The 24,028-nt window shown below is 75.4% G+C and carries 17 protein-coding genes; 7 read left to right on the forward strand and 10 right to left on the reverse strand.

The window, feature by feature from the left end; genetic code table 11:
* Nucleotides 1-230 precede the first annotated feature (230 nt).
* Nucleotides 231-617 carry a DUF5997 family protein gene (locus ABVB68_RS28420; RefSeq protein ID WP_353604015.1) on the reverse strand — a complete coding sequence of 129 codons (387 nt, stop codon included), beginning with the start codon at nt 615-617 and terminating at the stop codon, nt 231-233.
* A 58-nt stretch (nt 618-675) separates the two neighbouring features.
* Here ABVB68_RS28420 and ABVB68_RS28425 point away from each other — a divergent pair, with 58 nt between their 5' ends.
* On the forward strand, nt 676-1,515 hold the full coding sequence (locus ABVB68_RS28425) for a LysR family transcriptional regulator substrate-binding protein (RefSeq protein WP_353604016.1): 840 nt from the start codon (nt 676-678) through the stop codon (nt 1,513-1,515).
* Nucleotides 1,516-1,542: 27 nt separating this feature from the next.
* Here ABVB68_RS28425 and ABVB68_RS28430 read toward each other — a convergent pair whose 3' ends face one another.
* Both ABVB68_RS28430 and ABVB68_RS28435 read right to left on the reverse strand, forming a co-directional pair.
* Nucleotides 1,543-3,042 carry an MFS transporter gene (locus ABVB68_RS28430; protein WP_353604017.1) on the reverse strand — a complete coding sequence of 500 codons (1,500 nt, stop codon included), beginning with the start codon at nt 3,040-3,042 and terminating at the stop codon, nt 1,543-1,545.
* A 308-nt stretch (nt 3,043-3,350) separates the two neighbouring features.
* Nucleotides 3,351-3,827 carry an Lrp/AsnC family transcriptional regulator gene (locus tag ABVB68_RS28435; protein ID WP_225821538.1) on the reverse strand — a complete coding sequence of 159 codons (477 nt, stop codon included), beginning with the start codon at nt 3,825-3,827 and terminating at the stop codon, nt 3,351-3,353.
* Between the two features lie 238 nt (nt 3,828-4,065).
* On the opposite strand from ABVB68_RS28435, the gene ABVB68_RS28440 reads away from it, so the two are divergent.
* Nucleotides 4,066-5,556, forward strand: coding sequence for an FUSC family protein (locus tag ABVB68_RS28440; protein WP_353604018.1), 1,491 nt, complete (start codon nt 4,066-4,068; stop codon nt 5,554-5,556).
* Nucleotides 5,557-6,202: 646 nt separating this feature from the next.
* Nucleotides 6,203-7,240: a lactonase family protein gene (locus ABVB68_RS28445; RefSeq protein ID WP_353604019.1), complete on the forward strand. Its 1,038-nt coding sequence runs from the start codon at nt 6,203-6,205 to the stop codon at nt 7,238-7,240.
* Nucleotides 7,241-7,608: 368 nt separating this feature from the next.
* Here ABVB68_RS28445 and ABVB68_RS28450 read toward each other — a convergent pair whose 3' ends face one another.
* The 4 genes from ABVB68_RS28450 to ABVB68_RS28465 form a co-directional block, all read right to left on the reverse strand.
* Entirely contained in the window at nt 7,609-8,532 is a 924-nt protein-coding gene (locus ABVB68_RS28450; RefSeq protein WP_353604020.1) for a sirohydrochlorin chelatase, read from the reverse strand.
* Nucleotides 8,533-8,674: 142 nt separating this feature from the next.
* Complete coding sequence (locus tag ABVB68_RS28455) at nt 8,675-9,670, reverse strand: N-acetylglucosamine kinase (RefSeq protein ID WP_353604021.1); 996 nt, start codon at nt 9,668-9,670, stop codon at nt 8,675-8,677.
* Nucleotides 9,667-10,344: a uracil-DNA glycosylase gene (locus ABVB68_RS28460; protein WP_353604022.1), complete on the reverse strand. Its 678-nt coding sequence runs from the start codon at nt 10,342-10,344 to the stop codon at nt 9,667-9,669. The genes ABVB68_RS28455 and ABVB68_RS28460 overlap by 4 nt, the downstream gene beginning before the upstream one ends.
* A gap of 300 nt (nt 10,345-10,644) precedes the next feature.
* Entirely contained in the window at nt 10,645-11,733 is a 1,089-nt protein-coding gene (locus ABVB68_RS28465; protein WP_353604023.1) for a WD40/YVTN/BNR-like repeat-containing protein, read from the reverse strand.
* Nucleotides 11,734-12,011: 278 nt separating this feature from the next.
* On the opposite strand from ABVB68_RS28465, the gene ABVB68_RS28470 reads away from it, so the two are divergent.
* The gene (locus ABVB68_RS28470; RefSeq protein ID WP_353604024.1) at nt 12,012-12,596 is read left to right on the forward strand and encodes an Rv1733c family protein; all 585 of its coding nucleotides are present in this window, start codon (nt 12,012-12,014) and stop codon (nt 12,594-12,596) included.
* Nucleotides 12,597-12,640: 44 nt separating this feature from the next.
* Here the strand turns inward: ABVB68_RS28470 and ABVB68_RS28475 are convergent, their stop codons facing one another.
* Together ABVB68_RS28475 and ABVB68_RS28480 are read right to left on the reverse strand one after the other, a co-directional pair.
* Nucleotides 12,641-14,626 carry a HEAT repeat domain-containing protein gene (locus ABVB68_RS28475; protein WP_353604025.1) on the reverse strand — a complete coding sequence of 662 codons (1,986 nt, stop codon included), beginning with the start codon at nt 14,624-14,626 and terminating at the stop codon, nt 12,641-12,643.
* A gap of 167 nt (nt 14,627-14,793) precedes the next feature.
* Nucleotides 14,794-16,461: a DNA alkylation response protein gene (locus tag ABVB68_RS28480; RefSeq protein ID WP_353604026.1), complete on the reverse strand. Its 1,668-nt coding sequence runs from the start codon at nt 16,459-16,461 to the stop codon at nt 14,794-14,796.
* Between the two features lie 71 nt (nt 16,462-16,532).
* Between ABVB68_RS28480 and ABVB68_RS28485 the strand changes: the two genes are divergently transcribed.
* From ABVB68_RS28485 to ABVB68_RS28495, 3 genes are all read left to right on the forward strand, one after another.
* Nucleotides 16,533-17,324, forward strand: a complete 792-nt coding sequence (locus ABVB68_RS28485) for a PaaX family transcriptional regulator C-terminal domain-containing protein (RefSeq protein WP_353604027.1) — start codon at nt 16,533-16,535, stop codon at nt 17,322-17,324.
* 452 nt (nt 17,325-17,776) lie between these two features.
* Entirely contained in the window at nt 17,777-18,292 is a 516-nt protein-coding gene (locus ABVB68_RS28490; RefSeq protein ID WP_353604028.1) for a hypothetical protein, read from the forward strand.
* An 11-nt stretch (nt 18,293-18,303) separates the two neighbouring features.
* The gene (locus tag ABVB68_RS28495) at nt 18,304-22,635 is read left to right on the forward strand and encodes a cation-translocating P-type ATPase (RefSeq protein ID WP_353604029.1); all 4,332 of its coding nucleotides are present in this window, start codon (nt 18,304-18,306) and stop codon (nt 22,633-22,635) included.
* 263 nt (nt 22,636-22,898) lie between these two features.
* Here the strand turns inward: ABVB68_RS28495 and ABVB68_RS28500 are convergent, their stop codons facing one another.
* Entirely contained in the window at nt 22,899-23,978 is a 1,080-nt protein-coding gene (locus tag ABVB68_RS28500; RefSeq protein WP_353604030.1) for an NADH:flavin oxidoreductase/NADH oxidase, read from the reverse strand.
* Nucleotides 23,979-24,028: the final 50 nt, after the last annotated feature.

Genomic DNA, 24,028 nt, shown 5'->3' on the forward strand with positions numbered 1-24,028 from the left:
CTGTGCAGACTTCAACCCGGACACCGGCCTGCTCGGACACACGTCCGACGGGCCGCCGGCACGGGGGAACGGCGGCCCGGCCGGTGTCACCCGTCCCCTACCCTCCCCGCGCGCCACACGGCCCACCCGGACGGCGCGCGCCGGCCCTCCGTGAACGCGACGCCCCCACCACCGTGTGGACCGGCGGCAGGGGCGTCAGGAGAGTGAGGCACCGCGGACGGCGCTCGGTGTCAGCGGTCCTCGCGCTCGGCGTTCTTCTTCTTGATCCTGGCGCCTTCCCGGCGGACCTCGGCCTGCGTGGCGCGCTCCTTCTCCAGCCACTGCGGCTGCTCCTGCTTGAGCGCCTCGATCTGCGCCGTGGTCAGGGGCTCGGTGACCCCGCCGCGCGCGAGGCCGGCGATGGACACGCCCAGCTTCGCGGCGACCACGGGGCGCGGGTGCGGGCCGTTCTCCCGCAGCTCGCGCAGCCACTGCGGCGGAGCGGCCTGCAGTTCGTTCAGCTCGGCGCGTGAGACCACACCCTCCTGGAAGGAGGCGGGGGTGGCGGGGAGATACACACCCAGCTTCTTCGCCGCGGTCGCGGGCTTCATCGTCTGGGTGCTCTGCTGCGAACTCATGAGGTCAAGGGTATCGGCCACGTGCGGGCGGGCCGACCACGGCCGGTAGCCTGGCCTGGTGACAGGCTCGGAAGAACCACCCAAGTCGTTCCGGCTCGCGTACGTCCCCGGAGTGACACCCGCCAAATGGGTCAAGGTCTGGAACGAACGCCTGCCCGACGTCCCGCTCACCCTCGTCCAGGCAGCCGCCGCGGAGGTGCCCGGGCTGCTGCGCGCCGGAGAGGCCGACGTGGGCCTCGTACGACTGCCCGTGGACCGCACCTACTTCAGCGCGATCCCGCTGTACACCGAGACCACGGTGGTGATCGTCCCCAAGGACCACCTGGTCACGGCGGTGGACGAGGTCACGCTCGCCGACCTCGGGGACGAGGTGCTGTTCCACCCCCTCGACGACGTCTTCGACTGGGACGGCCCGCCCGGCGAGCCGGCCTTCGAGCGGCCAGCGACGACGCCGGACGCCGTCGAGCTGGTGGCGGCGAACGTCGGCCTCCTGGTCGTCCCGCAGTCCCTGGCCCGCCTGTACCACCGCCGGGACCTCACCTACCGCCCGGTCGTCGACGCCCCCCGGTCCAGCGTCGCCCTGTCCTGGCCGGAGGAGGCCACCACCGATCTGGTGGAGGACTTCATCGGCATCGTCCGCGGCCGCACGGTCAACAGCACGCGGGGCCGTACGCCGGCGAAGGCCGGTGCCGGGCAGCAGGGCAAGCCGCCGGAGCAGGGGGGCGCCCGGCAGAAGAAGCCGGCCGGCACGAAGGCGGGGGGATCGAAGGCGGCGGGGGCCAAGGCGGCGGGCGCGAAGGGCACCGGCGGGAAGGCGGCGGGCCGCGGCGGGGGCGGCCGCGCGGGCTCGGGGGGCGGCAAGCCGGCCAAGCGGGGGAAGCCGCGCCGGAGCTCCTGAGAGGGACCGCTTTCCGCACCCGGTCTCTCAGGAGCCGGGCCCGACTCGCTCCTCGGTCCCGCCCTCCTCCGCGCCCCGGACCGGCTCCGCGACCCTCTCCGGTTCCGGGTGCACCTGCCGTTCGCGCAGGTCGGCGACGGCCAGCACCAGGGCGATCAGGATGATGCCGACGGCGGTGAGCAGACCGAGCTGAATCGCCGTGGCGGGCCGCCCGTCGTTGGCCAGGTGCGCGAAGTACACCGCGCCGACGACGGCGATCCCGGCCGCCGAGCCGACGCGCTGGCCCGTCTGCAGCACGCCGCCGGCAGCACCCGCACGGTGCACGGGGACCCGGGTGAGGGTGAGGGTGGTGTTCGGCGACACCGCCAGACCCGAGCCGATGCCTCCGACGAGCAGCGGCAGCGCCGCCGCCCAGCCCACCTCCGGCCCGGGCACCAGCTGCACCGCCGCGACCACCCCGAGCAGCCCCAGCGCCACCCCGCTCAGACCGATGACCACGAGTCTGCGGCCGAAACGCACCACCAGCCGGCCCCCGAGAGCGGCCCCGATCGCCGAGGCGGCCGCGAAGGGCAGGACGCTGACACCGGCCGCGAGCGCGCTGTAGCCCACGTTGTTCTGCAGGTACAGGGTGAAGACGAAGAACACCGTGGTGAAGCCGGCGAAGTAGCTGAAACTGATCAGCGCGCCGAGCGTGAACGAGCGCAGCGAGAACAGTGCCAGGTCCACCAGGGGAGCGGCGCCGCGCCGCGCCTGCCGCCGCTCCCAGACCCAGAAGGCCCCCAGCAGCATCGCGGCCACCGGCATCAGCGCCCACTTCTCCCGCCCGGGCCACTGCTGCTCCTGCACCAGGGGAAGCATCAGCGCGAGCACACCCGAGCCCAGCAGCAACACCCCGACGGGATCGAAGTGCTCGCGCTTCCCCGTCGACGCCGGCAACCGGGGCAGCAGCCGGAGGCCCGCGGCGAAGGCGGCCACCCCGATCGGCAGGTTGACGAAGAACACCCAGCGCCAGCCGTCGTCCGTGCCGACGGCGTTGATCAGCAGGCCGCCCGTCAGCGGGCCCGTCGCCGTCGACACACCGATGACGCTGCCGAGGAGACCGAAGGCCTTGGCCCGCTCGGCGCCCGGGAACATCTGCTGGATCAGACCCGAGGTCTGCGGCGCGACCACGCCCGCCGCAGTGCCCTGGATCAGCCGGAACAGCACCAGCCAGGAGGCGCTGGGGGCGAGACCACACGCCGCCGAGGCCACCGTGAACAGGGCGAGGCCGCACAGGAAGGCCTGGCGCCGTCCGCGCATGTCGCCGAGTCGGCCCGCCGGTACCAGTGCGAGCCCGAAGGTCAGGGCGTACCCGGAGACCACCCACGACTGGGCTGCCTCGGAGGCCGCGAGCCCGCGCTCCATCGAGGGCAGCGCCACGTTCACGATCGAGGTGTCGAGCAGCGAGATGAAGGCCGCCGCCAGACAGACCCCGAGCGCCTTCCACCGCCGGACGTCGGGGGCGGGCGGGGTTTGGTCTGTGGTCATGCGGTCACGCTATGCAGCCATGGCCCCCCGCGCACGCAGAACCACCGCGCGGCACCCCGTACACCGCCCTCACGCACCTGCGCCCACCGGTGACGACGACGCGGCCGCACGTGTGCCCGCGGGCGACGGCCCGACCGTACCCGGGCTCGCGGACGACGACCGTCCGGCCGTACGTACGCATGCCCGCGGAGGACCACGGCTGGGTCGTGTGCGTGCCGGTGGCGGCTGGGTCGTGTCCGCGCCGGTGAGGGCTCGCCGTACCCGAGTTCGCGGACGGCGACGGCTCGTGCGGTCCGGGACGCCAGGGGTCAGGCGCGGGCCGCCCGGCCGACCGACTCGACCAGGGGCAGCAACCGGTGCGGGACGCGTTCGCGCAGCGCCACCTCGGTACGGGTGCGCACCACGCCCGGAAGGCTGATCAGTTTCTGGATCACGTCCTCCAGATGCGCGTTGTCCCGTCCCACCACGCGGGCGAGCAGATCCCCGCCGCCCGTGATCGAGAACGCCTCCACGATCTCCGGCACGGCCGCCAGAGCGTCACCCACGTCGTCGAGATGCCCCTGGGTGACCTCGATGTGCACGAACGCCAGCACGGGATGGCCCAGGGCGGCGGGGGAGAGGGACGGGCCCGTGCCGGTGATCACGCCTTCCCGCTCCATCCGGTCCAGGCGTGCCTGGAGCGTGCCGCGCGCGACCCCCAGGATCCGGGCGTACTCGCGCACGCTGGTACGCGGCTGCTCCAGGAGCAGCCGCAGGATACGGGTGTCGAGTTCGTCCACGGCCATGGTCTACGACTGTACCAATGGCCCAGCCGCCTGGCGGACCCACCTCGCTCCCCACCTGGCCCTTTGGTATTCCGGGCGGCGCCTGTCCCAGCCCCGGTCTGCGCCAATGGATCAGTGATTCGGGCAACACTTGAGCCAGTGAGGTCGGGGATGGTCTCATGGGCGTGTCGATGGCGCTGCGGACCCCGCGGCGCCTTTTCTGTGCCGTGTCGCAAGCCGTGTCGCAAGGGGGACAGCAGTGCTGAAGAGGGTGTTCGTGGCTCCGGACCCGGGGCGGGTGCGTCGGCGCTTCGCCGCCCGGGCCGTCCTCGGCGTCGGACTGGCCGTCCTGGTCTGTCTCCTGGCCGGACACTCCCTCGCCGGCGCGGTCTCCGGTGGTCTCGCCGCGCTGCTCGCGCTGTTCACCGTCGGCGACCCCACCGTGCGCGGCCAGGCGGTCACCACCGCGCTGCTGCCCGCCGTGGGCGTGCCGGTGCTCGCCGTCGCGGCCGTGCTGCACGACCAGCCCGTGACGCGCGACCTGGCCTTCCTGGCCGTCGTCGGCGCCGGCGTGTACGCGCGGCGCTGGGGCCCGCGCGGCCACAGCCTCGGCGTGTTCGCCTTCATGATGTTCTTCGTCGCCCAGTTCCTGCACGCCACCGCGGCGCAGCTGCCCGAGCTGTACGCCGCCGTGCTGTGGTCGGTGCTCAGCGCCGCGGTGGTCCGCTTCGGCGTGTGGTGCTACGAGCGCCGGCTGCCCCCGGCCGCCGTCCCCGTGCCGCCCGCCGGAACCGGGCTGGCCAGGGTCACCACGCGGCAGGCGGTCCAGGCGACCGCGGGTGCCGGGTTCGCGCTGGTCGCCGGTCAGCTGGTGTCCGGGCAGCGCTGGTACTGGGCCGTCGGCGCCACCTGGTGGATCTTCGTCAACACCGCCTCGCGCGGCGAGACCCTGGTACGCGGCTTCCGGCGCGTCCTCGGCACGGTCGTGGGCATCGGCCTGGGCTTCCTGGTCGCCGTACCCGTGCACGGCGCCGCCGTCCCGACGGCCGTCCTCGCGGCGGTCGCCGTCTTCGGCATCTTCTACACGGCCGCCGTCTCCTACACCTGGATGATGCTCTGGGTGACCCTGCTCGCCGAACTGCTCTACGGCCTCCTCGGCGTCCTCAGCCCCGGCCTGCTGGCCCTGCGCCTCGCCGAGACCGGCGTGGGCGCCCTCGGCGCCGCCCTCGCCGTGCTGTTCGTGCTGCCGGTCACCACGCACGCCACCACCGACGCCTGGATCCAGCGCGCCCTGCGCTGCGTGCACGCCTGCACGGCCGAGGCCGCGGCCCGGCTCGCGGGCTCGGCCACGGCCGACCCGGCACCGCGCGTGGCCGAACTGGAGCAGCTCCTGGGCCGGGTCCGGCTCTCGGTGGCTCCCCTGGTGCACCCGCTGAACCCGATGCCGGCCCGCAAGCGGCGCGCCCGCCGGGTCCTCGCGCTGCTCGACGACTGTGCCCGCGAGATCCGTGGCCTGGTCGCGGTCGCCGCCGACCCCGTGGCCTCCCACGACGCCCGCCTGGCCGCCGCCTGCTGGCGCGTGGAGATCGCCGTGGAGGCCGTGACCGCGGGCGGCGCCCAGCCTCTGCGGCGCCTCGCCGAACCGCCCGCCGAACCCGCGCTGGCCCATCTGCACGGTCTGGAACGCGCCCTCGCCGACCTGGCCGAGCCGCTGCGCACCCCTTCGGGCTCCCGACTGGTCGGGGCCTGAGCACCGGACGCGATGAGGCGTCGCGGCCGACGGGCGGACCGGGGCGGGCGCACCGTCCCGCCCTCGTTCCTCGGCAGGCGGACGTGCGTGCCCACCGGCTCGCCTTTCGGCAGGCGGGGCCCGCTGCGCTGACCGGCTCGCCTTTGCGGCAGGTGGGGCGTGCGCGCTGACCGGCTCGCTTTTCGGCAGGCGGGGCCTGCTGTACTGACCGGCTCGCCTTTGCGGCAGGTGGGGCGTGCGCGCTGACCGGCTCGCTTTTCGGCAGGTGGGGCCTGCTGTGCTGACCGGCTCGCCTTTGCGGCAGGTGGGGCGTGCGCGCTGACCGGCTCGCCTTGCGGCAGGTGGGGCCTGCTGCGCTGACCGGCTCCCCTTTGCGGCAGGTGGGGCCTGCGGGCCACCGGCTCATTTCGGCCGGCGGGACGTGAACGGCGCCCGCGCCCGTCGCGGCCTCGGCGGTGCCGAGGAGGGACGCGCACCTGTGCGATGAGGCCGGAACCGACACCGGAACCGCGCGGCATCCGGAGGGTTCTGGAAGAACCGCCCCGTCACCGCGCCTCTTGGTCTAGACCGCCTGTGATCGACTGCTACCGTCGGCCCCGGACCGGCTCCACCGGCTCGACCGGGGCTCGACCGAGAGGGGACAGCGTTGGCACAGGACGGCAGGGCGGACAGGCTCCGGGCGTTCATCGGCTCGTTCACGGCGGCGGGCGGACCCGGACTGGTGACCGCCGAGGTGGCACCGGACGGCGGGGCCCTCAGTCTCGTGGCCGCCGTGAAGGACGTGCCCGACCCCTCCTACCTGGCCCTGGCGCCGGGGGGCGGCACGCTGTACGCCGTCAGCGAGACGGCCGAGGGGGCCGTCGCCGCCTACCGCATCGACGGCGACCGGCCCGAACTCGCCGGACCGCAAGTGCAGGTGGACGGCAGCGGACCCACCCACCTCAGCCTGTACGACGGCCACGTGCTGACCGCCAACTACGGCTCCGGCAGCGTCACCGCCGTGCCCGTGCGCCCGGACGGGCTTCTCGCGGCCAAGCCGTCCGGCGTCCTGCAGCACACCGGATCCGGCCCGCACGACCGGCGCCAGCGCGGCCCGCACGCCCACCAGGTGCAGCCCGACCCGACCGGCCGGTGGGTGGTCAGCGTCGACCTCGGCACGGACTCGGTACGGGTGTGCTCCCTCGAGCGAGGCGCTCCCGTCCTGCACCGCGAGTTCGCCCTGCGCCCCGGCTCCGGGCCCCGCCATCTGGCCTTCCACCCGGGCGGCGAGCACGCGTACGTGGTCAACGAGTTCACCCCGACCGTGACGGTGTGCCGCTGGGACGCGGCCGGCGGCTCCCTGAAGCCGCTGACCGAGATGCCCCTGCTGCCGGGCGCCCCGGCCGGCGACGCCTACCCCTCCGGCATCGCGGTCTCGCCGGACGGGCGCTTCGTGTGGACCGCGACCCGCGGCGAGGACGTCCTGTCGGTCCTCGCCGTCGAGGGGGACGCCCTCCGGCTGACCGGCACGGTGCCCTGCGGCGGCCACTGGCCGCGCGCGCTGGCCGAGAACGGCGGGTATCTCTACGCGGCCAACGAACGCTCCGGAGACGTGAGCTGGTTCGCCGTGGACGCGAGCACGGGGCTGCCCTGCTACGACGGCGCGGTGCAGGTCACCGCGGCCTCCTGCGTCGTCTTCGGCTGATCCGGCTCCCGTCCGGCCCTCCGGCCCCCGTCCGGCCCGCCCAGCCCGGGAAGGGCGCGGGACGGGCCTGGGAAGGGCCGGGGGCCGGTCCGGAGAACGGCGCGGGGTAGTCCTGGGGGCGGCCCCGGGGTAACGGCGCGGGGTAGTCCTGGGGGCGGCCCCGGGGAACGGGCGGCAGGGGATCGGGAGACGGTCGCGGGGCGGGCCTGGGGGCGGCCCCGGAGAACGGCCGGCAGGCGATCGTGAGACGGGCCCGGAGCGGGGCCGACAGGCGGGCCCGCAGCCGACCCTGGGGTGGGGCCGGGAAAGGTGAAGGGCCCGCTTCCGAGTACGGAGCGGGCCCTGTGGCGTACCGAGATCCGGTCCGGTCAGCGGACCGGGGTGCCCTGCGGCTGCTGCGGGACGATGCCCAGCGACGTCGTGTACTTCGCCAGCGCCAGCTTGCCGATCGCCGGGTACGCGCCCAGTGCCTCTGCCGTGGCGCAGCCCGCTTCCTCGGCGGCCGCGGCGAGCAGCCCCGGGTCGATCTCGGGGCCGACGAGGTACGGCGCCAGGGCCAGCTGCTGCGAACCGGAGGAACGCAGCTGCTCGGCGACGGAGGAGATGGAGCCCTCCTGGTCGAGGGCCGCCGCCATCACGGGCACGGCGAGGCGCGCGGCGAGCAGCATGCCGGTGATCCCGGCCGCCTGCACGGCCTCGTCGCCGCCCACGGAGGCCAGGATGATGCCGTCCGCGGCGGTGGCCACGGTGAACAGCCGGGCGCGGTCGGCGCGGGCCAGACCCGCCTCGGACAGCCGCACGTGCAGCGCCTCGGCGAGCAGCGGGTGCGGGCCGAGGACGTCGGTCAGCTCGGCGGCGACCCGGCTGTCCATCACCGACTGGCGGATCCGGCGGAGCAGGGCGCTGTCCGGGCCGGCCAGCAGCGGGACGACGACGGCGACGGGGCCGTCGGGCTCCTTGGACTCGACACCGGCGGCGACGGCCTGCTCATGACGGGCCGTGCGCTCCTCGGCGGCACGGGCCAGCACCGACCGGAGGGTGGGGAATTCCGAGTCGTCCCCGTCCAGGTACCCGATCCGGGCATCCAGGCCGGGCAGCTCGGAGCGGGCGATGCTCACGACCTCCTCGGCGAGGCCGCGGGTGGCGGGGCTGGGCGCACCGGGCACCACGAGGACGAGCGCGGGCGCGCCCTCGGGGGCCACCAGCGGTTCCGGCCGGCGGTGCCGTCCGGGCTGGCGGGGTCGCGGCATTCGTACTGGCAGGCCGGACGCGGGTCCAGTGGGGGAGCTCATGGCGCCGCATGTTACTGGCTTCTCCGGCCCCTCTGTTCGGGGAGGGTGCAGGTGAGCGGTATCCGTCCGGTTTTGTCTGATGAGTTACCTGCCGAGAGCACATGTTCCCGGCACGTGCCGGGAACATGTGCGCTCAGCGCGATCAATCGGCCTTTGTCCGGATCCCGGGTGATGTCATGTGAAACACGCAGAGCAGGGATGGTTCACCCGGAAGGGTGAGCCGATCGGCCGCGAGGTCGAGGGCGATCCGGACCGAGCCGTGCAGGGGGTCGCCCTCGGACGGCACCTGCCGTGCGTGCGGCAGCCTGCGCGTGAACTCCTCGCGCAGCGGCACGAGGAGCGGATCTCCCAGCTTGAACAGGCCGCCCGTGAGCGCCACTTCGGGCTCTCCCGCCGCCGGGCACACGGCGGCGGCCGACTCGGCCATGTGCCGGGCCGCCGTGCGCAGGACACCGGCGGCGACCGGGTCGTGCGCGGCGCACGCGGCCACCCGGGGCGCGAAGGAGGCCAGCACGGCGGCCCGGTCCGCGCGCGGGTACAGCAGGCCGGGCAGCCCGGGCACCGGGCCGAACTGCTCTTCCGCGCAGGCCAGCAGCGAGGCGGAACCGCCGTCCCGGCCGTCGTACGCGCGCAGGGCGGCCTCCAGGCCGGCCCGTCCCACCCAGGCACCGCTGCCGCAGTCGCCCAGCAGGTGCCCCCAGCCGTCGGCCCGCCGCCAGCGTCGCAGATCGGTGCCGATCGCGATCAGTCCGGTGCCCGCGGCCAGCACCGCACCCGGGCGGGACCCGAGGGCGCCGACGTAGGCGGTGACGGCGTCGGCGGCGAGCGCCACCCGCCGTACGCCCAGTTCCCGGGCGAGGACACCCGGCAGTTCGGCCCGCAGGGCGTCGCCCAGTGTGGCGAACCCGGCCGCGCCGACGACGGCCGTGTCCAGCGCGTCCACCCCGGCCTCGGCGGCCGAGGCGCGGGCGAGAGGGAGGAGTTGCGCCGTCAGATGGCCCGGGTCGATGCCCCGCGCCCCCGTGCGGACCGGTTCCCGGGTCTCGCGCTGGACCGAGACCGTCCGCCCCGGGGCGCCGACGAGGACCCGGAGACCGGAACCCCCGGAGTCCACGGCGAGATACCCGGAGACGGTCACGGCAGACGCCAGTCCACCGGCTGTCCTCCCTGCTGGACCAGCAGATCGTTGGCCTGGCTGAACGGACGCGAGCCGAAGAACCCGCGGTCGGCCGACATGGGTGAGGGGTGCGCCGACTCCACGGCCGGCAGCCTGCCCAGCAGCGGGCGCAGATTGCGGGCGTCACGCCCCCACAGGATGGACACCAGCGGCTTGCCCCGCGCCGCCAGAGCGCGGATCGCCTGCTCGGTGACCTCCTCCCAGCCCTTGCCCCGGTGCGCGCCCGGGCTGCGCGGAGCGGTCGTCAGCGCTCTGTTGAGCAGCAGCACGCCCTGCCGTGTCCACGGGGTGAGGTCGCCGCTCGCGGGCTGGGGCAGCCCGAGGTCGCTGTTCAGCTCGCGGAAGATGTTGATGAGGCTCGGCGGCAGTGGGCGCACATCGGCTGCGACCGAGAACGACAGACCGACCGCGTGCCCGGGTGTGGGGTACGGGTCCTGACCGACGATCAGGACCCGTACCTCGTCGAAGGGTTGCTGGAAGGCGCGCAGGACGTTCGGTCCGGCCGGGAGGTAGGTGCGTCCCGCGGCGATCTCCGTGCGCAGGAAGTCGCCCATCTCGGCGATCCGTCCGGCGACGGGTTCCAGGGCCTTCGCCCAGCCCGCTTCGACGATTTCATGCAAGGGTCGTGGTGCCACGGGCGTCACCCTACTGCCGTAGCGGGGCGGGTGATCAACCGATGGCCCGAGCCCGACCGGGCAGTCCCGCACGCCCCGGACGACCGGCCGCCGTTCATGGGCGCACGGCGCCGCACCCCCACCGTACGGGCCGGCCCCCCACCGTACGGGCCGCGCCACGGCGTGATCCGGCGCGTGTCGGGTGCGCACGGCCGCGGGTCATGGGCGCAACCCGCGGCAGGCGCCTCAATCCAGCGCAGTCAGGGCGTGATCCGGCGCGTGTCTGCGTGCACGGCGGCTTCGGGTGATCCGTCCGCCCGGTCAGCCGACCACCGCCGCGCGGACGCACAGCACGTCGGGCAGGTGGGCGGCCAGCTGCCGCCAGCTGTCTCCGTCGTCGGCGGAGGCGAACACCTCGCCGTTGCGATTGCCGAAGTACACGCCGGCCGGGTCGGCGTCGTCGGTGCACAGGGCGTCCCGCAGCACCGTGCCGTAGTGGTCCTGCTCCGGCAGCCCCTTGGACAGCGGATCCCACGTCCTGCCCGCGTCCGCGGTGCGGAAGACGCGGCAGCGGTGCTCGGCGGGCACCCGGTCGGCGTCCGCGTTGATCGGGAAGACGTACGCCGTACCGCCCCGGTGCGGGTGGGCCGCCACCGCGAAACCGAAGGTGGACGGGAGGTCCCCGCCGATGTCGGTCCAGTGCGCCCCGGCGTCGTCGCTGCGGTACACCCCCCAGTGGTTCTGCAGGTACAGCCGGTCCGGATCACCCGCGTCCCGCGCGACCTTGTGCACGCACTGTCCGAACTCCGGATTCGGGTCCGGCAGGAACACCGCGGACACCCCGGAGTTGGAGGGTGCCCAGCTCGTGCCGCCGTCGGTGGTGCGGAAGACACCGGCCGTCGAGACGGCCACGGTCACCGCCCGCGGGTCCCGGGCGTCGGTCAGCACCGTGTGCAGCCCCTCGCCGCCCCCGCCCGGCACCCACCGCGAGCGCGTCGGATGCTCCCACAGCGGACGGACCAGCTCGAAGCTCTCGCCCCTGTCCAGCGAGCGGTACAGCGCGGCCGGTTCCGTGCCCGCGTACACCACGTCGGGCTCGGCGGCGGCCGGGTGCAGCTGCCACACCCGCTCCAGGGAGGCACCGGTGTCCTTGGGGAACCTGACGGCGGGCTCCGGCGGTTCGGTCCAGGTGCGGCCCATGTCGTCGGAGTGGAACACCGACGGGCCCCAGTGCGTGCTGTCGCCGCCCGCCAGCAGCCGCGGCCGGGCGCCCCTGGTGTCGATCGCGACCGAATAGATCGCCTGCGCGTTGAAATACGGACTCTCGTCGAACCGCCAGGCGTCACCACCCCGCCGCCGCCCGATGAACAGGCCTTTGCGGGTGCCCACCGCCAGCAATACCTCGGTCATGCCGATCACCTCCGGGACGCCGTCGTCCGAACAGCCGTCAGTTGTCGGCCAGTCTGCACCCCACCACTGACAACGCCCCTCGCATCGCGCCTATGCGCAGGTCACGGCTGTGTCGCCGGGTCGCGGCACGGTTCCGTGGTGGTTCGTTGCCGGATGCGCCTGCGAGAAGGGGGTATCTCGTGCGACCGTCGAGCGGACGGCTCGTCGTGAGCAACGGAGCGATCCCTCCCGTATGGGAGGGCGGTCCGGCCGGTCGGTGCGCTCGTGAGGAGGATGCCTTGAAGGCGTTCCGTGGTCCGAAGGTGTGGTTGTGGCGCTGGCGGCGCAACCCGCTCAAACGCCGGGCCGACGTGCTGGAGGCCTGGGTGGTGCTCGGCGCCTGGCTGCTCACCGTCCTGGCCGGGGTGGCGGCGGGGCTCGTGGCGGACCGCTCGGTGGAGCACGGGCTCGCCCGGGAACGCGCGGCCTCGCGCCCGGCCGTGGCCCGGGTGGTCGGACGGGCTCCGGGACCGCCCCACGCGCACGGCCGGCATGCCTCCGGTGAGCGGGTCTGGGCCGAGGTGCGCTGGACGGTGGCCGGCGGATCCGCCCGCACCGGCCTGGTCCGGGTGCGGCCCGGCAGCGGGGCCGGCTCCCCGGTCACCGTCTGGACCGATCCCGAGGGGTATCTCGTGAGCCGGCCCTCCTCCCCCGCCGAGGCCGCGTTCCGGGCCGCGCTCATCGGCTGTCTGGTCGGCGTGAGCACAGCCGCCGTCCTCTTCATCGGCGGCCTGGTGCTGCGCGGCCGGCTGGAACGCCGCCGCATGGCCGCATGGGACACGGAATGGGCCCGGCTGGGGCCGCAGTGGGGACGGATGGTCTGACCGCCGCCGGGTGGGCCCCGTGCGCACCCGGCGCGAACCGGGTCCTACAGCCGGGCCAGCACCTCCCGGCACGTTCTCAGCAGCGCCTCGTCCTCGGGGATGTCGTGAGTGCCGCCGCAGCCGCCCTCGCGGGCCGTGTGCCGGCGGGGGGCCGCCAGTTCGGCCGCCACCAGGTCCCGTAACGGGGCTGCCGCCGGGCCCATGCCGGTGAGGCACCGGGCGATCGGACCGCGGGTGCGGGGGGTCTCCGTCCAGGCGGCCCGCAGCACCGGAAGGACGGGTTCGGGATCGGCGTCGATCTGCCAGACCGCGCACGCTGCCGTCGTCCGCTCCCGCACCGGCGCGGACGCCACGGCCCGGCGCAGCTCCGGCAGGGCGGCGCGGGCCGCCGGGCCAAGCCTGCCCAGCTGACGGGCGGCGATCCGGCGGTTCGCGGGGTCTGCCTGTCTCAACTGGTCCAGCAGTACGGGCAGTACGGTCGCGGTGTCGCCCTCGGCCGACCACAGTGCGCCCGCCGCCGTGGCCGCGTGCCGGGTGCGCAGCAGGGCGTGGAGGAGCGGTGCCGCCCGGGAGGCGGCGCCGAGTGCCTCCAGCGTCCGGATCGCCTCCTGCGCGACGGTGTCCCGGGCGCCCAGGTCGCCGGGCGCTCCCGACAGCAGTCGCAGCACCTCCGGCACGGCCTCCCGGTCCCCGACGGCCCGGACCGCCGACAGCAGCGGCGCGGCCAGCCGGGCGGCGGACGGGGAGGCCAGCGGGATCCGGCCGAGCCGGTGCCGCAGCGCGGGGGCGAGCGGAGCCGCGGCCCGGCCCAGTTGCGCCAGCTCGAAGCCCAGATCGGCGGGTGCCGCCGGGCCGGCCAGCAACTGGGCGAGGGCGGGCACCGCCCGTGGGTCGCCGCTTCTGGCCAGCGCCTTGAGCGGAGAGCCGAGGATGGGGGAGCAGCGCTCCCAGCGGTGTGTCCACAGATCGGGCCGAGCGGCGACCAAGGCGTGCAGGTCGTCCGCGGCGGGCGCGGCCAGCAGGAACAGTTCCGCCAGGACCGAGACCGCCCCCTCCCGTAACCGGTCGTGCTCCGTGGGCAGTTGGGCACCGAGCAGCTGCACGGAGCCGGTGTGCTCGCCGCGCCAGCCGCGGAGAAGTGCCGCCGCCATCCATACCGCGTTGCACCGGTCGACCGGGTCCGGGCTGGTCAACTGCCCGGCCAGCAGGGCGCTCCGGTCGTCCGTCCGGTCGCCGAGCGCGAGATGCAGGGTCCGCAGCAGATGAGAGCCCTCCTCGTCGGAGGGCCGCAGTCGCCGTATCCGGCCCACCAGGGTGTCCGAGCCGGCAGGCCGTGTCTCGCGGAGGCGGTGCGCGGAGCGCTCCCGCAGCAGCCGGACCGCCGTCGGCACCAGGTCGGCGGGCAGCCGGTCCGGCGCACCGAGCGCGAGCTGTCCCAGCGCCGCGAGCCGCAGCCCGGGGGCGTACGGCGCCGCGCTCTGCTCGGCCAGCAGGTCCACCGCGCCGTCGGCGTGCGCGGGGTACCGGCGGACGAACAGGCCGAGCGTCTCGGTGAGCGCGAGCAGCACGTGGTCGTCCCGCTCGGCCCGGAGGCGGCGCCCTAACACCCTGAGTGCGCGGGCGGGCCGGTCCAGGAACCGGACGAGCGCGCCGGCCGCCGCCGCGCGCACCGCCGGATCCGGGTCGCCGGTGAGGGCGACGAAGCCCTCGGCGCCCGCACACACCGCCTCCCGGGCCCGCCCGTCCCGGTCCTCGCTCTGCGCGCCGATGCTGACCAGCAGTTCCAGGACGGCGCCCCGGTCCCGCACCTCCTCGCGGGCCGCGAGCCGGAACAGGAACGGGACGCAGGCCAGCGTCGAGTCGTACACCCGCCCCTGGTGGTGCACGGTGCTGTAGATCCCGTCGAGCGCGGTCGCCCGCTCGGCGGGGTCGGTGGAGGCCAGTGCCCGTAACCACCCGGGCACGTCCTCCGCGCTGCCGTACGCATGCCGCAGCGAGGCCCAGTCGACCTCGTCGATCCCCGTGAACACGTTGTCCTCCCCAGGCGAGTGCCACCCTGAGCGCGAGTCTGCACCACGGCACCGACAACGGTCCGGAACCGTACGTTGACTGTGTGCGATCCGTCGGCTGTGATCGGCCAGCGGCACGGCCGCGCGCCCGACGCGGGGGAGGGGGTGCGGAGGGGGTGCGGGAGGGGTCAGTTCCGGTCGGGCAGGGCGCGCTCCAGGATCTCCGCCAGGGCGGACCGGGCGGGCAGGGTGCCGAACGCGTGTCCCCAGTCACCGCCCAGCCGGGACGCGCAGAAGGCGTCCGCGACCGGGGCCGGAGCGTGCCGGATGAGCAGGGACGCCTGCAGGGCGAGAGCCATCCGTTCGACCAGCCGGCGGGCGCCCACCTGATCGGTTCCGGCCAACTGGTCCTTCAGGCCGGTCACGGCCGCGTCCAGGCGGGCGTCCGCACCGCGCGCGAGGGCGAGCTCGGCGAACAGGGCCTCGGCGCTGTCCGGTTCGCGGTGCAGGGCGCGCAGCACGTCGAGCGCGTTGACGTTCCCTGAGCCCTCCCAGATCGACAGCAGCGGGGCCTCCCGGTAGTGCCGGGGCATGCCCGACTCCTCGACGTACCCGTTCCCGCCCAGGCACTCCAGGGCCTCGGCGGTGAACGCCGGGCCCCGCTTGGTGACCCAGTACTTGCCGACGGCCGTGGCGATGCGCCGGAAGGCCCGCTCACCGGCGTCGCCGCGCACGGCGCGGTCCGCGGCCCCGGCCAGCCGCAGCGTGAGCGTCGTCGCCGCCTCCGACTCCAGCGCGAGATCGGCCAGGACGTTGCGCATGAGCGGCTGGTCGACGAGGCGGGCGCCGAACACGCTGCGGTGCCGGGCGTGGTGGCCCGCCTCGACGAGCGTCTTGCGCATCAGGGCCGCCGAGGACATCACGCAGTCCAGCCGCGTGCAGTTGACCATCTCGATGATGGTCTTCACGCCCCGCCCCTCCGGACCCACCAGCCAGGCCACGGTCCGGTCGAACTCCGGCTCGGAGGAGGCGTTGGACCGGTTGCCGAGCTTGTCCTTCAGCCGCTGGATGCGGAAGGTGTTGCGGCTGCCGTCCGGCAGGATCCGCGGCACCAGGAAGCAGGACAGCCCGCCCGGCGCCTGCGCGAGCACCAGGAAGACGTCGCACATCGGCGCCGACGTGAACCACTTGTGCCCGCGCAGCGTGTACACGCCCGGCTCGTCGGTGGGCGTGGCCGTGGTGGTGTTCGTCCGGACGTCCGAGCCGCCCTGCTTCTCGGTCATGCCCATGCCGGCGAGCAGCCCGGGCTTCTCGGTCGGCACGCGCAGTTCCGGGTCGTACTCCCGGCTGGTCAGCAGCGGCTCGTAGACCTTGGCCAGATCCGGCTGGGCGCGCAGCGCGGGTACGGCGGCGTACGTCATCGACGTCGGACAGCCGTGACCGGCCTCCGTGTGCCCCCACACCAGCCCGCCCGCCGTTCGGGCCACGTGCGCGCCGGGACGCTCGTCGGCCCAGGGGGACCCGGCCAGGCCCTCGGCGACCGCCGTGCGCATCAGGTGGTGCCAGCTGGGGTGGAACTCCACCTCGTCCACGCGGTGGCCGTAGCGGTCGTGGGTCCGCAGGACGGGCTCGTGCCGGTTCGCCAGGTCCCCCCACTCCTGCGCCTCCGCGCCCCCGGCGCGCTCCCCGAGCCTGCGGATTCCCTCCTCGGCCCAGCCCGCCCCCTCCCGGCGCAGCCCCTCCAGCAGGGCGCGGTCGTCGGAGGCGTCGTACGGCGCGAGCGGCGGTGCCTGGTTGGTGACGTCGTGCGTGGCGGACTGCGGCTGGGGCGGCGACTGCGCGGGGATCAGGTCCATGCGAGGTATGTTGCACTCTTCCTGCGGCCGCAGCAATACTGCAACATGCGCCGCACGTACAGTACGTGCCCATGCGCATGAACGTGTCGGACGAGACGGACGCGGCCGGCCTGCGGCCGCTGTCCGCGCGCTCGGTCGTGCTCAGCCTGCTTCTCGGCGCACATCCGCCGGAGCTGCCCGTGAAGGACCTGGTCCGGCTGGTGGAGCCGTTCGGGGTCGGTGGCTCCACGCTGCGGGCGGCGCTGAGCCGCATGGTGGCCGCGGGCGACCTGCGGCGCACGGACGCCGTCTACCGGCTCAGCGAGCGGTTGCTCGCCCGTCAGCGCCGCCAGGACGAAGCCGTGAACCCCGGCACGCGCGCGTGGGACGGCGAGTGGGAGATGGTGGTGATCACGGCGACGGGGCGCGGCCCGGCCGAGCGCGCCGACCTGCGCGCCCGGTTGGCCGCCCTGCGCCTGGCCGAACTCCGCGAGGGCGTGTGGCTGCGCCCCGCCAACCTCGCCCGCCCCCTGCCCGTCGACCTGCGCGACACGGCGAGGACGTACACCGCTCGCCCCGACGAGCCCCCGCGCGACCTGGTCGCCCGGCTCTGGCCGCTGGACGCCTGGGCGGCCTCGGCCCACGCCCTGCTCGCCCGCGCGAGGGCGGCCGGACATCCGGCCGACCGCCTCACCGCCTACGCCGCCGCCGTACGCCACCTGCTCACCGACCCGGTGCTGCCGCCCGCCCTCCTGCCCGCCGACTGGCCGGGCGACGCCCTGCGCGCCGCGTACACCCGCTACCGACGTGAACTGGCCGGCTCGCTGGGCCTGGGAGACGCGGAGGATCTGGCGCACGGCGCGGGGAGGCATGGGAGGCGTTGACCCGCCACCCGTAGGGCCCGAAGCCGCTTCTTCGGGTTCGGCCGGGCGATGCGCGCGGTGCCCCGGATGCCTCACGGCGAAGAACCCGGCCGCCCGGACGGGGCGGGAGCCGGTCCGGCGGTGGCGCGGAGGCGGTCCGAGGCGCTCCTTTGGGTGTGCCTTCACGGAGGCGGGTGCGGCGCGGGGGGACGCCCGCGCAGGGCGCCCGGAAGCCGGTGCCGCCTGCCCGGTAGCCGGTGTCGCCTGCCTGGAAGCCGGATCCGCCGTACGGCAGCCGGGTACCGCCGGTACCTCCCGCGGGTGAGCGGGATCTGCCCGCACGGCAGCGGGTCGCCTCTGCACGGCGGCGAGTCTGCGCGCGCGAAGCCGGTGGCTCTCGTGCGGTAATGGGATGACCAGAGATGAAGCGGGGCACTCAGGGACATATAGAGGAATCTCACCCGAGGAGAGTCATGTCTGAGCAGAAGTCGTCGTCGGTCCTCACGGCGCCCCTGCGCGGCGCGGCCTCGGTCCTGCGCAAGGTGCCCGGCGCCGGGACGGTGAGCAGGGCGGCGGGAGGAACGCTGGACAAGGTGGGCGCGGTCTCGCCCCGCGGCCGGCGCATGGCGGTGTACGCCGGGGCCGGGCTGCTCGGCGCCGCCGGAGTGGTCGAATGGCCCGTGGCCGTGACCGGCGCCGCCGTCGCCTGGCTCACCCAGCCCCGGCCCGCGCATCAGCCGCAGGACGGCCTCGAACCACCGCACGACATCGGCACCGCGGCGCTCAGGTCCGGCCACGGCGGCGGGCACCCGGGCCATGAGCCGACGGCCGCAGCGCACACCGCCGACCGGAAGCCGCCCCCGGAGACCAGGACGCACGGTCCGGCCGGGACGTCCCAGGCCGGCAAGGCGCCGGCCGAGGGGGTGGAGCCGAAGCCGTCCACCGGGCCGCTCGGACCGACCGCGCGGCCCGACCGCACCACGCTCTGAGGAGGCCGACGGTGCCCGGTCTGCTGACGGTGCCCTCCGCCGCCGCCCGCCTGCTGCCCGCCGCCCCGCGGCTCCTCGCCCGGGCGGCGGCGCCGGCCCTGGGGATGGCCGCGGGCGCCGCGGCCGGTACGGCACGCGCCACCGTGCGCGGCGCCGACGCCACCGTGCGCGTGGCGCGCGTGGCCCGCAGCACGCTTCCCGGCGCCGGCGAGCACTGGCGGGCCGGGGCCCGCACGCACCTGGTCCTGCGGCCGGCCGAGCACGACCGGGCACGGCGCGCGGGCGGCACGGCCGAGCTGGCCCGGCGGATGGCCGAGGCCCTGGCCGAGCGGCCGGACGTGCTCGTCGCCTACTGGGACCAGGGACTCGCCCGCCTGGTGATCACCGCGACCGGGGAGGCGGCGGCCGACCGGATCGTGGAGCACGCGGCCGAACTGGCCGAGCGGCACGGGCTGGTCCTGTCCGGCGACGACGTGGAGGAGACCACGCACCCGGCCGACCCGGCGGGGGTGCGCGCCGCGGTGGCCGCCCTCGCGGTCGACGGCGCGGGCATCGGCCTGGCACTCGGCGCGAACTCGATGCGCCTGCCGCCCTCGCCGCGCATGCTGACCGCGGCGGTGACGCTGCTGCGGGAGAATCCGCGCTTCCGCGCCTGGCTGCGCGACCGGCTCGGCGCCACCCCGATGGACCTGGTACTGGCCTGCGCGAACGCGGCCGCCCACGGCGCCGGCCAGACACCCAGCTCCCTCGTGCTCGACGGCGCCCTGCGGGCCTGCCAGGTGGCCGACACGGTGGCCCGCGCCGCCGCCTTCGAAGCGATGCACGACCAGTTGTGCGCACCCGACCGGGTCAGCATCGCCCCGGGCGGCCCCCCACGGCCGCCGCTGCACCGCTCCCCGGCACAGGAGTACGCCTCCCACGCCTCGACGGGCAGCGTGCTGGGCGCCGCGGCCACCCTGCTTGCCAAGCACAGCGGCGCCGAGGCGGCGGAGGCGGTGCTCGCCGGCTCCCCGAAGGCGGCCCGCTACGGCCCCGCCGCCTTCCACGCCCTGCTCGGCGTGGCCCTCGCCCAGACCGGTGTGCTGGTCCGGGACCCGGACCGGCTGCGCCAGCTGGAGATGGCCGAAACGATCGTCCTGCACCCCGGTGCCCTGTGCACCGAGGAGGGCGAAGCCGATCCCTGGGCCGAGGTCGTGCTGGACGCCGCCCGCCGGGCCGGGCTGCGGGTCGTGGTCCTGGACGATCCCGCGCTGGAGGACTTCACCGGGCTCGCCGACCAGGTGATCGACGCCCGCCGGCCGCTGGACGACGTGGTGTACGAGGCGCGCGGCGACTCGGCGGGGACCGTGATCACCGTCGCCCGCGTGGGCACCGCCGGCGACCACGACATCCTCGCCGGCCTGCGTGCCAGCGACGTGGCCATCGCCCTGACCGACCACGACGGTGCGGTGGTCTGGGGCGCGGACATCCTGGCCCTGCACGGCCTGCCCGACGTGTGGCGGGTACTGACCGCCGTCCCGGCCGCCCGGACGGTGGGCCGGCGCTCCCAGACCCTGGCCCGTTCCGGTGCCGCGCTCTCCGGTCTCCTCGTGGCCGTCGGCGAGTCCGGGGACGGCCACGGGCGCCGCGCGCTCCTGCCCGGGCTCCGGCACGCCCCCGTCGACGCGGGCGCCGCGCTCGCCCTGCTGTCCGGGGCCCGGGCCGCGTTCGGGGTGGCGACGGCCCGGGCCCCGCACCCGCGCCCGCGCGTGCACTGGCACGAGCTGGACCCGGACGAGGCCCGCGAGCGGCTGGAACACGAACCGGCCGCCCAGCCCACCGCCTTGGGGGAGGCCGCGGCCCGCCTGCGCAAGGCCACCGCCGGCGCCTACCGGCATCCGGCCGCGACGCCCGTGCGCTGGTCCTACCGGCTCGGCCGCGCGGTCCGCGGGGAACTGCAGGACCCGCTCACCCCGGTCCTGGCGGTCGGCTCGGCGGCGTCGGCGATTCTCGGCTCGGTCACCGACGCCCTGCTCGTCGTCGGCGCCCTGGACCTGAACGCCCTGGTCGGCGGTATCCAGCGGCTGCGTGCCGAGGAGGCGCTGTCCGGACTGGTCGCCGAGCAGAAGCAGAAGGCGCGCCTGGTGCCGCCCGAGGCGGAGGCACCGGCGGGCGGCACCCGCACCGTGGAGGCGGGCGGGCTGATGCCGGGCGACGTGATCCAGCTCAAGGCGGAGGACGTGGTGCCCGCCGACGCCCGCCTGCTGTGGCAGGACGGCCTGGAGGTCGACGAGTCCGCGCTGACCGGTGAGTCGCTGCCGGTGGAGAAGCAGACGGATCCCACCCCGCACGCCCCCGTCGCCGACCGGAGCTGCATGGTCTTCGAGGGCACGACCGTGGTGGCGGGCGAGGCCCGGGCCATGGTGGTCGACACCGGCGACAGCACCGAGGCCGCCCGCGCCGTCCACCTCGCCGCCCGCACGCCCCCGGCGGCCGGCGTCCAGGCCAGACTCCAGGAACTCACCCGCAAGGCACTGCCGTTGACCCTGGCGGGTGGCGCCGCGGTGACCGGCCTGGCCATGCTGCGCGGCACTTCCATCCGCGAGGCGGTCAGCGGCGGTGTCGCGGTGGCCGTGGCGGCGGTGCCGGAGGGGCTGCCGCTGGTGGCCACGGTCGCACAACTGGCGGCCGCCCGGCGGCTGAGCCGTGCCGGTGTCCTGGTGCGCACCCCGCGCACGCTGGAGGCGCTGGGCCGCATGGACACCATCTGCTTCGACAAGACGGGCACCCTCACCGAGAACCGGCTGCGGCTCGTGCGCACCTCCGGCGCCGACGGCACGGTCCGCGCCGTGCACGACGCCGCTTCCGCGGACACGATCCGGGCCGCCGCGCGGGCCTGTCCGCAGCTCAACGGCGGCTCCGACCGTCCCGTGCACGCCACCGACGAGGCGGTGCTGGCCGCGGCCGTCCCCGACCCGGACTGGAACCAGCTCGCCGGCCTGTCGTTCGAGGCGGGGCGCGGGTACGCCGCCGCCGTCGGCCGCCCCGGGGAAGGCCCGCGCGTGCTCGTCGTCAAGGGCGCCCCGGAGACCGTGCTGCCCGCCTGCACCGGGCTCCCGGAGCACGCCCACGACGCCGCGCAGACACTCGCCGGTGGCGGTCTGCGGGTCCTCGCGGTGGCCGAACGACGGCTCGGCGAGGACGAGGAGGAGTCCGACGCCCTCGACCAACCGCTCGGGGAGCTGGAGTTCACCGGCCTGCTCGCCCTGTCCGACGTGCCGCGCGAGACCTCCACGGCCCTGGTGAGCGGCCTCGGCAAGGCGGGCGTACGGCCGGTCATGCTCACCGGCGACCACCCGCAGACCGCGCGGGCCATCGCCGCCGATCTGGGCTGGCCCGAGGACACCGTGGTGGTCACCGGGGACGAACTGGCGGCGGCGGACCGGACGGCCCGGGCCCGCATGCTGCGGGACGCGGGAGTGGTGGCCCGGGTGGCGCCCGAGCAGAAGTTGCAGGTCGTGGAGGCGCTGCGGGACGCGGGCCGGGTGGTCGGCATGGTCGGCGACGGCGCCAACGACGCCGCGGCCATCCGCGCCGCCGACATCGGAGTGGGCATCAGCGCGCGGGGTTCGGCCGCCGCGCGCAACGCCGCCGACATCGTCCTCACCGACGAGGACCTGACCGTGCTGATCGACGCGATCGGTGAGGGCCGCGCCCTGTGGCACAGCGTGGCCGACGCCATCGCCATCCTGATCGGCGGCAACGCGGGCGAGGTCGGCTTCGGCATCCTCGGCGCGCTGCTGTCCGGGCGGGCGCCGCTGTCCACCCGGCAGATGCTCATGGTGAACCTGTTCACCGACCTGTTCCCGTCGATGGCGGTGGCGGTGACGCAGAAGGAGGGCGAGGCGGACCTGGCCCATGTGGAGGAGGCGGCCGGTGTGCTGGGCGAACCCCTGCTGCGGCAGATCCGGCACCGGGCCACCACCACGTGCCTGGGCGCGCTCACGGCCTGGCTGATCGGCCGCTTCACCCCGGGGACCGCGCGGCGGTCCAGCACCATGGCGCTGTGCGGAGTGGTCGGCACACAGCTCGCGCAGACCCTGCTGGACCGGCGCGACAGCCGCCTCGTGCAGGTCACGTCCCTGGGCTCCGCCGTGGCCCTGGTGGCCGCGGTGCAGACCCCCGGTGTCAGCCGCGCGGTCGGGTGCACCCCGCTCGGGCCGGTCGCCTGGGCCGGGGTGGTGGCGGCGATCGCCCTGGCCCTGGCGGCCCAGCGGTCCCTGCCCCGTCTGGAGGAGACCGTCTCCCGCCTGCTCCCGGACCGCACGGGGGACACACCGGCCCGAGACCCGGGCCGCCGGTAGGTCCGACCGCGCCCCAGAGCTCGGACGGGCCGGTGTTGACCACTGAGCTCGGACGGGCCGGTGGGAACGGCTGGGCTCGGACGCGCCGGTGGGAACGGCTGGGCTAGGACGGGCCGGTGGGGACGACTGGGCACCAGGGGTCTCGGGCCGGCGGGTCCCACCGGGCAGCGGCCCGGAGGGAACAGGAGGCCCGGTGCCCCCGACCCGGCCCCCACGGAACTCGGCCCGGCCGGTGGTCCGGCCGGGCCAGAGCCCCCGGCGTCTCAGACCGACCGGTGGTACTGGTCCGGCACCCTGACCTCGCCGCCCAGCTCCCGGGCCGCGTGCCGGGCCCAGGACGGGTTGCGCAGCAGCTCCCGGCCCAGGAACACCGCGTCGGCCTCGCCGTTCGCGATGATCTTCTGGGCCTGCTCCGCGTCCGTGATCAGGCCGACCGCGCCGACGGACAGCGCCGTCTGGGCCTTCACCCGGGCGGCGAACGGGACCTGATAGCCGGGCCCGGTCGGGATCGTGACGCCCGAGGCGTTGCCGCCGGTGGACACATCGAGAAGGTCGACGCCGTGGTCGTGCAGGTCGCGGGCGAGGCGCACGGTGTCCTGCGGGGTCCAGCCGCCGTCCTCGAGCCAGTCGGTGGCCGAGGTCCGGAAGAACACCGGCTTCTCCTCGGGCCACACCTCCCGGACGGCGTCGACGACCTCGAGGGCGAACCGCGTGCGGTTCTCGTACGAGCCGCCGTAGGCATCGGTACGGTGGTTGGTGTGCGGGGAGAGGAACTCGTTGACCAGGTACCCGTGGGCGCCGTGGATCTCCGCGATCTCGAAGCCGGCAGCCAGCGCCCGGCGGGCCGCCGCCGTGAACTGCCCGACGACCTCCCCGATCTGATCGGTCGTCAGCTCCGTCGGTACGGGGTGACGCTCGTCGAAGGGGACCGGGCTTGGGGCGACCGGCTGCCAGCCGTGGGCCTCGGGCCCGACCGGTGCGCCGCCGCGCCACGGCTGGTCGGTGGAGGCCTTGCGGCCGCCGTGGCCGAGCTGGACGGCGGGCACCGTGCCCTGGGCGGCGAGGAAGCGCGTGATCCGGCGGAAGGCCTCCACCTGCGTGTCGTTCCACAGCCCGAGGTCGTAGGGGGAGATGCGGCCCTCGGGGGAGACGGCCGTGGACTCCACCATGATCAGCCCGGTGCCGCCCGTGGCGCGTGCGGCGTAGTGCGCGAAGTGCCAGTCGTGCGGGACGCCGGCCGACGCGCCCTCCGGCTCGGCCGAGTACTGGCACATCGGCGACATCCACACCCGGTTCGGGATGGTCACTTCGCGCAGGGTGATGGGCTCGAAGAGAGCGCTCACGACGGACTCCATTCGTGACGGGACCGGTGGTCTCCTCGTACGATAAGCCT

Origin of the sequence: Streptomyces sp. NPDC096012, assembly GCF_040426375.1 — a bacterium.
Classification (GTDB): domain Bacteria; phylum Actinomycetota; class Actinomycetes; order Streptomycetales; family Streptomycetaceae; genus Streptomyces.